This is a genomic window from Ruminococcus sp. D54t1_190329_F1 (genome assembly GCF_015551645.1).
Taxonomy (GTDB): domain Bacteria; phylum Bacillota; class Clostridia; order Lachnospirales; family Lachnospiraceae; genus Blautia_A; species Blautia_A faecis.
Window position 1 is genome coordinate 1 of the sequence record NZ_JADNDC010000071.1, and the last position, 7,711, is coordinate 7,711.

General features: G+C 31.9%; 12 protein-coding genes. 3 read left to right on the top strand and 9 right to left on the bottom strand.

Going from position 1 to position 7,711, the window contains the following annotated elements:
* The 3 genes from I2D69_RS19160 to I2D69_RS19170 form a co-directional block, all read left to right on the top strand.
* Positions 1-264, top strand: a 264-nt coding sequence (locus I2D69_RS19160; RefSeq protein WP_173819549.1) for a YdcP family protein, incomplete at its 5' end; no start/stop codon positions are given.
* 188 nt (positions 265-452) lie between these two features.
* Positions 453-1,076 carry a VanZ family protein gene (locus I2D69_RS19165; protein ID WP_008393085.1) on the top strand — a complete coding sequence of 208 codons (624 nt, stop codon included), beginning with the start codon at positions 453-455 and terminating at the stop codon, positions 1,074-1,076.
* 318 nt (positions 1,077-1,394) lie between these two features.
* Positions 1,395-1,637, top strand: coding sequence for a DUF6061 family protein (locus tag I2D69_RS19170; protein ID WP_008397019.1), 243 nt, complete (start codon positions 1,395-1,397; stop codon positions 1,635-1,637).
* 180 nt (positions 1,638-1,817) lie between these two features.
* Here the strand turns inward: I2D69_RS19170 and I2D69_RS19175 are convergent, their stop codons facing one another.
* The 9 genes from I2D69_RS19175 to I2D69_RS19215 form a co-directional block, all read right to left on the bottom strand.
* Entirely contained in the window at positions 1,818-2,180 is a 363-nt protein-coding gene (locus I2D69_RS19175; protein WP_008397018.1) for a hypothetical protein, read from the bottom strand.
* Positions 2,181-2,318: 138 nt separating this feature from the next.
* The gene (locus tag I2D69_RS19180) at positions 2,319-3,002 is read right to left on the bottom strand and encodes a hypothetical protein (protein WP_008397017.1); all 684 of its coding nucleotides are present in this window, start codon (positions 3,000-3,002) and stop codon (positions 2,319-2,321) included.
* Positions 3,002-3,637, bottom strand: a complete 636-nt coding sequence (locus tag I2D69_RS19185) for an ABC transporter ATP-binding protein (protein ID WP_015559483.1) — start codon at positions 3,635-3,637, stop codon at positions 3,002-3,004. Before I2D69_RS19185 ends, I2D69_RS19180 begins: the two co-directional genes overlap by 1 nt.
* A gap of 14 nt (positions 3,638-3,651) precedes the next feature.
* On the bottom strand, positions 3,652-4,452 hold the full coding sequence (locus I2D69_RS19190; protein WP_008397014.1) for a hypothetical protein: 801 nt from the start codon (positions 4,450-4,452) through the stop codon (positions 3,652-3,654).
* Positions 4,439-5,269 carry an ABC transporter permease subunit gene (locus I2D69_RS19195; protein WP_008397012.1) on the bottom strand — a complete coding sequence of 277 codons (831 nt, stop codon included), beginning with the start codon at positions 5,267-5,269 and terminating at the stop codon, positions 4,439-4,441. The genes I2D69_RS19190 and I2D69_RS19195 overlap by 14 nt, the downstream gene beginning before the upstream one ends.
* A 54-nt stretch (positions 5,270-5,323) precedes the next feature.
* On the bottom strand, positions 5,324-5,743 hold the full coding sequence (locus I2D69_RS19200; RefSeq protein WP_008397010.1) for a hypothetical protein: 420 nt from the start codon (positions 5,741-5,743) through the stop codon (positions 5,324-5,326).
* Between the two features lie 18 nt (positions 5,744-5,761).
* Positions 5,762-5,908, bottom strand: a complete 147-nt coding sequence (locus tag I2D69_RS19205) for a cyclic lactone autoinducer peptide (RefSeq protein WP_015568874.1) — start codon at positions 5,906-5,908, stop codon at positions 5,762-5,764.
* A gap of 229 nt (positions 5,909-6,137) precedes the next feature.
* The gene (locus I2D69_RS19210) at positions 6,138-6,809 is read right to left on the bottom strand and encodes a hypothetical protein (protein ID WP_008397007.1); all 672 of its coding nucleotides are present in this window, start codon (positions 6,807-6,809) and stop codon (positions 6,138-6,140) included.
* Between the two features lie 15 nt (positions 6,810-6,824).
* Positions 6,825-7,346, bottom strand: coding sequence for a M57 family metalloprotease (locus tag I2D69_RS19215; RefSeq protein ID WP_008397006.1), 522 nt, complete (start codon positions 7,344-7,346; stop codon positions 6,825-6,827).
* Positions 7,347-7,711: the final 365 nt, after the last annotated feature.

Below are 7,711 nucleotides of genomic sequence, written 5' to 3' on the forward strand. Positions count from 1 at the left end.
AAGCGTATCTATGATTTGAAGTGCAGTCTGCATGGTGGAATTATCCCCGTGTCTGTACCGCCAGAAGTACCGTTAAGAGAATTTCCGTACAATGCAGTTGTGGAGCTTGTCAATCCAGTAGCCGATACGGTATCACGAAAAACTTATACGGGTGCAGATGTGGACTGGTATGTAAAAGCAGAGGATATTGTGTTGAAGAATAAAGGAAACCAGAACGCAGGAAGTCCACAGAACCATACACCGCAGGGACAGCCGAAAAAATAGGATTGCTGGATAGATTTTCATTGTAGCGAATACATGGAATTGCTATAATATGAGTATGTAGAATAAATAAAATTTTAAGAAAAATTTTCGATTTTTCGTTGGATAATTTTTAATTTTTGCTGTTATCTTTATAGAAGAAACGGACTGACAAATATATGTAATGAGTTCATGTAAAAGGAGTGAAAAATATGTTGCCAATTTCCGATATTCTTATTCGTTCAATAAGTGGGTATGTGTTTATAATTCCAGTTCTTATATTGTATTTTTTTATTAGAAAAAAATCGGGACGAAAACAAAGTATTTTTCATATTATCGCTGTGTTTGTTTTTTGTTATTATTTATTTGGAATTTTAACTGTAACAGGTATTGGTTATACAAGCACAATATCATTTCGTCCCCAAATTTCTATAATTCCATTTTGTGGTATGATAAGTGGACCAATAGATACCATACTAAACCTTGTTTTATTTGTTCCTTTGGGCTTTTTCTTACCATTACTGTATAAAAAGTATCAGCATATAAAGAATGTTATCTTAACTGGCTTTCTGTTTTCCTTATCTATTGAAATTGTTCAGATGTTTGGCTGGGGGGCAACAGATATAAATGACCTTATTATAAATACAGCAGGAGCATGTTTAGGATATTTGATATATTATCTGGTGTCAAAAATTTTACCTATCAATTTTAGGAAAAGGCTTCAGTCCGAAAATGTTAATGACATGGTCGAAATAATGTTATATGCAATTTATATATTTATAGTTATGATTACAGTTCAACCATGGGTAATTCATAGTTTACTCAATATCGGGTAAAAGTGAGTATTGATTATGCTTCAATCAATAAAATTGCAATTTTGATACCTACAATTCTTTAACACCTAACTGGTATTATAAAGTGTTACGATAAAATCCGCAATGCCTTGATTTTACTACAGTTTTGGCAAGTGAGCTTTCCCTTAGACTTTCCCTTATGTTATATCCTTTTCCCTTGTGTTACGACACCTCATAAGGGCAAAAACAAGGGAAGCAAAATCCGGTAACAGCTAATAACATTATATAAATCACATAATCGGCTGGAACTGGTCAAGATGCTTCTACAACTGAAACAGATAAGAGAAAGGACTTTGCAATATGAATATCGTTCATGCAGAATATAATAAATATCACAACATCATAGACATCAATTATTACAATGGCTACATACTTCGGATTGACTGTGGCAAGGCAGAAGATGGATTGATTACTACTCCTAACTCTCAACGAATGTTGGATGCACTGGCGATTGACAATCCACTAGAATATGCCCGTTTGTATCTTGATTCAGAAATGCAAGATTGGGTGAATGCGATGAATATGGAATGGTATAGCACTTGATAAAAGAACATAAAAATGAGAAGAAATCTGTCAAAAGTATTTCTATAAAATACGATATTTCTTTAGCCCTTCCATAAATAATGAAATAGAGCCGATAACTCACAATCGAAATAACGAGTGATTCATCGGCTCTATATTTTATGGTTATGGATATCATGAGTATCGCTTTATATGCAATTGCTATTTTGTTAATTCCCAATATTTATGACCCATAAAGAAGATTGTTAATTCGTTTTGATCTACTTCTATCTCAAAATTCACGCTATTATCTCTCTGTTCCACAAAAATCATATTTGAGGAAGATATGCTATATAATGCATTGCCACAGGTAATACCCAATTCGGGCATATCTTTGTTTACAACAAGTCCTCCATTTTCTTGAAAGGTAAACACTTCCTCTGCATTTGCATTCTTCCATGTACCAATAATATTTTTTTTATTCTGAATGTGCTTTATTTTTCCAACACATACAACGATAAGTATAGCTACACTTACAATTAAAGCAATGCCTACAACACTCTTTGCCAATTTCTTTTTATTCAATTTCTATTATCTCCATTTTTAGTTTCTTTAAGATTGAATGATTCCATATTGCTTAATTCAGTATCTCCATGAATTTCTAACATTGATACGCTTCTCACAGGAAATAGAATAGGAGAGATTCATTCATAAATAATTAAATCATTCATACTTACCTGAATTTGTAATGTTTTTCCATATTTTCTCATAATTATCTACTATAGTTTTTTCTGAGGTCAAAAATGCAAACATAGATATACTTGAATAGAGAGTTTCCGCCGAATCAAAAACCACACAACTTTCATCATGAGTTAGATTTCTCTTTGAATATATTTCCGATACAGGCATAAATGAATTTTCTTCCTCTTTGGTGTATTTATACCCATCAATACATCCTAGATTTTTTAAAAATATTAAATAAGTATCTTCGGTCTTCAGATATTGCCATCCGTTAGTGTAAAATTCTTCACCTCTAACAAATGATACAGGTTCTATAATGTAAATACAGTCACCTACTGAAAGATTAGCAGAATTATCCTTATAGATTTCCTCTATTTTTACCATTGTTTTTGTTGATCGTAAACTCATTTCACGAGAATTTGTTACAGTTATACGAGCTATTAAAGAAGAATCTTTTTCCATATCATCCAATGAGTAATTACTTTCATTGTTAAAGTAAGAAGTTTTCTGCCCTCCTGTATAGAAAATTTCCATAGCTGTATTTTCTGATAAAGCAATATCAGGATCATGAACCCCTGTAGTTGTTTTTATCCCAGTCTTTCCATAGAATAAGGCTGTCACCATACAAATGATTACAACACAGATAGTTAATACAAATTTCTTCATTACATCAACTCCTTAATTTTACCAAATTCCATGCATATCTTCTCATCCGCTAATATTTCAATATCTTCTTTATTATGGCTTGTCAGTATAGTAATGGTATCATTCTTTTTTTCTTCCAATATACGTTCACGAAATAAATCAATGCTATGCTGATCCAATGCGTTAGTTGGCTCATCCAAAAGCAAAATTTTTGGATGTTCCATCAGTGCTTGACAAAGAGCTAGTTTTTGACGCATTCCTAATGAATATTTATTTACTTTTTTCTTTGATTTGGGATCAAGACCAAAGTATATCATTATTTCATATATTTCTTCATCTGATACAATTCCTTTTATATTGGAAAGCATTTTCAAATTTTCAAATCCTGAATACATACTCCAAAAAGAAATATTTTCAATAACAGCTCCTAAATCTGGTAAAACATCCATATCTTTATGTAATGCCTTGTGATTATATTTTATGTATCCTTTGTCTGTATTTATAAAACCTGCAATGGCTCTGAGTAGCATTGTTTTACCTGAACCATTTTTACCATATATTCCATATATTTTACCAGATTCAAATGTATAACTGATATCATCAAGCACTTTTTCACCTTTAATTGACTTTGAAATAGATTTTACATATAAATTCATGGATATCATTCACCTCACAATATTTGTTTTTTTTCGCAAAGAAATTTACCTATCCACACCAAAACAGCGGATGATATAACTGAAATGAGACAGCTTGACTTAAAATTCAATAAATCTATATTGCTTGTAGTCCATTCGTAATTTTCTTCGACATAATATATAATAAGCTTGTTATGCCAATTAAATAAAGGAATATGTAGCAAGGAATAATGCCAAATTTTCCATATAACATTTCCCATTGAAAAATAAAATCCACACACCATTACTGGAATAAAAAATACAATAAATGCAACGATGTATCCTATAATTGAATCTTTCCAAAATGAAAACAAATAACTAATCATTTGCAAATGAAAAATCTCTATCAATAGCATAAAAATAACTTTGAAATCTTCTAAGCCATTAGAGGTATGCTCTACAAAAAGAAAAAACAAATAATCGGAAACAACTACAATACAGTCACGTAATATCATTTTTATTAATATATCCTTATAAATTATGTGTTTTTTCCCATAACGAGGAAGTAGAATTACCATGTTATCATTTGCATCATTAAATAAGTCCATTGTAAGATAACAAATCTCAAGGATAAACAAAATCGCAAAAAATGATAAAGATATAAGGTCAAACGAATGATCTATTAGTATTCCCCCAAAATATATTTGTGAACGTACTCCTTCTGTTATTGTAACCAGACTATTATGAAACCCCAAGTACACATTAGCATAAAAATATCTAATTACAAATGTTATAAGTGATACTAGTAAGCATTTTCCAACATTAACATTCAAAATTTTTTTCTTATATAACTTCATAATTTTTTATTTTTCTCTGTATAATGCCAATACTTAATCCAAAAATAAGCAATATCAGAACAATTTCTCCTATTATATTTCCATGAACATTAGGCATAATATAACCTTGTATAGAGAATTCATTTAGCCCAAAGACAGAAACAATCAAATTAAAAACAATATAGAATATAAACAAAGCACCAGGTATCTTTGCGAAATATAGAACTTTCATTTTGTTATAATATGAAAGAGCATAAGCTAAGATAGCTAATCCCGAGCCAAAAATTCCGTAATTAAAAATGTATATTAGATTATATAAAGTTGGATGTTGCAATCTCACCATATCAAGAAAATTGTCAGCGTTATATGATACCAAACCTATAGCGTAATCAGGTTCTCCCCAAGCACTGTCATATCCATGTATTGGATATGTCAAGTGGCATAATAATAAATTTATGAGCATTGGTATTGTTATTGTCAAAAAGGTTACAATCAGAATGCCAAATAATTTTCCTGCTAAATATTTCTTTTTCCCGATTCTTTGAATAAGTAGGATTGAACTATTGCTTTTTTCTTCTCTTATTAAGGAAAGTGATGCAATAATTGTTGCATAAACAGGCAATAACAGATACATTATATATGGAATATATGCCGCTTCAGTGCCCTGTAATACGAAATTTTCATTTGCTGAACGAATAAATTGATAACTTTTTCCTATATCATTTTTTACACATAAAATATACGAAGCAATATTTAAAATCATTAGAGCAATAAAAACAACTTTATATTCTGCACGATCAATACAATGTTTGATTTCTATAAGAACCATTTTTTTCATAATCTTTACCAAAAGGGCATAAACCCACGAAGAGGTTTATGCCCATCCCTTCTGTTATCTAAAATCTACATTTCCACTTACAAATGCAGTTGATAATTGAGATTGATAATTTTCCATTCCCATACCGACCTGTGTGTTAGTAGAATTATAACCGCTCTTGGTAAAGATTAAATTACAAGATCCTGTTCCAACACCCTGCTTATACTTATTAGATATTTTACTCTTGCTGTTATTGACAGCCCAGAAATTTGCGTAAGAGGTATTGGTAATTGCTGTTACCTCATTTGTGATGTAATCATCGGATGTTGTTTTTGCATGCATAGAGGTAAAGTTATTAGTCTTATTCAGTTTAAGTGCATAAGCGGTGTAAGATGCCGCCTGAGAATATGCTGCTGAAGAAAGAAATACACATCCTGCACAAAACAAACCAATACCTACTTTTGCAATCTTCTGTTTTAAACTTTTTAACATCATAGTCAATTCCTCCCAATCTTATTTTTTTAACTGCGTTGGTACTTTTGGTTCATACAACAAACCACGGCACAATGAATTTGCATTACTTCGAGCAATAGCAGTCACTGCCTGAAGTACGAGACGGGCACTTTTCTGGGGTGCCTTGTTTACTTGCTTATTGTCCATCGTTTTCACCCCCCCCCTCCTTAATTGTCTGACAATTACAGACAACTTTATTTGTTTACCATGGTATGTGCTTAATATAACAGAGTATTTAATTTTTTCAATCCCTCTATGCACGAATGGTAGCCCAACATGCACGAACTGTTCTACATATAGGTATAAAACCGAAAAGATGGCAGATAGGTTAAGCACCTACCTGCCATCTTTAATCTATATATTTCAGAAATAATGATTAATTATTGTCAGTCTCATATATAGATTTATAACGCTCTCGATCAACTGGAATAATCTCATTATCATTAGCATCTTTATATGTAATAAACTCATCGTATTCTGTAACTGATTTTTCCTCTGAGACAGAATTAATAGAATACATATTCGAATCGTTACACATTACATTTGAATTTGGACCAGAAATTAGTAACGAACCATCCTCTTGTGCATATGCCAAAAAGATATAAATGGAATTTTCGGAAGGCAGTGAATCATTCTCAAACAGATAAATAGCATCTTGTTTTTCTGAAATTCCGCCTTGTTTAACAATAGGAATAGGTTTATCTGTAATAAGTTCACCTTTTATATTTTCGAGAACCTGAATAGTATAATTAGTGTAAGGCGAACCGACCTCCTTAGGATTTCCTTTTTCATCTTCAGTCGTTATAACATTTCGATACTCGGTTCCATCGCAACTGACAACCTTTGCTACAAATACGTAATCACAGATACCAACAGCTTCGCGAATGTTATCAGTATCATATACAAAAGATGCGTGCATCTGGTGGATTGGCAAGTTAGATACATTTGTATTCAGTTGACTTGCATTATTTTTGGATGCACATCCTGTAAAAAACATTCCTACGATAAGAACAATAGACAAAATACCATAGATACTTGATTTTTTCATAGCGTTCTCCCTCCCCTAATAATTATTATATGCGGCATCATATGAATCTTTATCATTTTGAGATAATGCCTGCGTACTAGTATGTCCCGTAATTGCTGCATCCATAACATCTGTTGAAGTACTGTGATCCAACCCTAATGCATGTCCCAATTCATGTGTCGCTACATTCTGTTTTTTACTATTACTATAACCGCTCATATAATAGGTATTGAGTTCAATTTTACCACTAGAATATGTCATGCCTGCCCATCCATTCGAAGCATTGACATCGCTTACGTATACATCTTCTACAACAAAAGCACTGTCTTTTCTGATTACTCCAGATTTATATGCATTCCATGTGGCAGCCCCAGTGTTAATATAACTCATGTAAGTGCTGTTTCCGTCATAGTCTAGATGTTTGCCAGAATCAACAAGATCCCATGTTTGTACATAAGCTTGTGCAAATGCCGTAATAGGAAATAGCATTGCTATAGCCATTAAAGTTATAATGCTATACAATAAATGATTTTTTAAAACAGATTTTTTAAAATGCATACTCCTTCACTCCTTTTCAATCATGTAACAACGGTTATCTTCAATTATTCTTAAAGGTTATCTTTATGAAAATTGAAACGCAACACATACTAGTACACATTATATATCCTGTTAATATTCCTAAAGTACGACATCTTATCATCTCCACTCCATATTATAGATTCTCAGAATACTTAAGATGTAGTAGTATACCTTGAATATAACAAAATCTTTATACTTTTCAATACCTCTATGCATGAATGGTAGCTCACTATGCACAAACGGTAGCATATTATGTTGTGTACCTACTAGTACATCCATCTAGTTTTTAAAGTGTTGTTGGATATAGCTTTGCCAGTTTAATTCTGGCATCAGCTGTCGTGAAC

Coding starts and splice junctions, on each gene's coding strand:
- I2D69_RS19165 (WP_008393085.1), top strand. CDS start 453: ATGTTGCCAATTTCCGATATTCTTATTCGTTCAATAAGTGGGTATGTG.
- I2D69_RS19200 (WP_008397010.1), bottom strand. CDS start 5,743: ATGATGTTAAAAAGTTTAAAACAGAAGATTGCAAAAGTAGGTATTGGT.
- I2D69_RS19170 (WP_008397019.1), top strand. CDS start 1,395: ATGAATATCGTTCATGCAGAATATAATAAATATCACAACATCATAGAC.
- I2D69_RS19205 (WP_015568874.1), bottom strand. CDS start 5,908: ATGGACAATAAGCAAGTAAACAAGGCACCCCAGAAAAGTGCCCGTCTC.
- I2D69_RS19180 (WP_008397017.1), bottom strand. CDS start 3,002: ATGAAGAAATTTGTATTAACTATCTGTGTTGTAATCATTTGTATGGTG.
- I2D69_RS19195 (WP_008397012.1), bottom strand. CDS start 5,269: ATGAAAAAAATGGTTCTTATAGAAATCAAACATTGTATTGATCGTGCA.
- I2D69_RS19210 (WP_008397007.1), bottom strand. CDS start 6,809: ATGAAAAAATCAAGTATCTATGGTATTTTGTCTATTGTTCTTATCGTA.
- I2D69_RS19215 (WP_008397006.1), bottom strand. CDS start 7,346: ATGCATTTTAAAAAATCTGTTTTAAAAAATCATTTATTGTATAGCATT.
- I2D69_RS19185 (WP_015559483.1), bottom strand. CDS start 3,637: ATGAATTTATATGTAAAATCTATTTCAAAGTCAATTAAAGGTGAAAAA.
- I2D69_RS19190 (WP_008397014.1), bottom strand. CDS start 4,452: ATGAAGTTATATAAGAAAAAAATTTTGAATGTTAATGTTGGAAAATGC.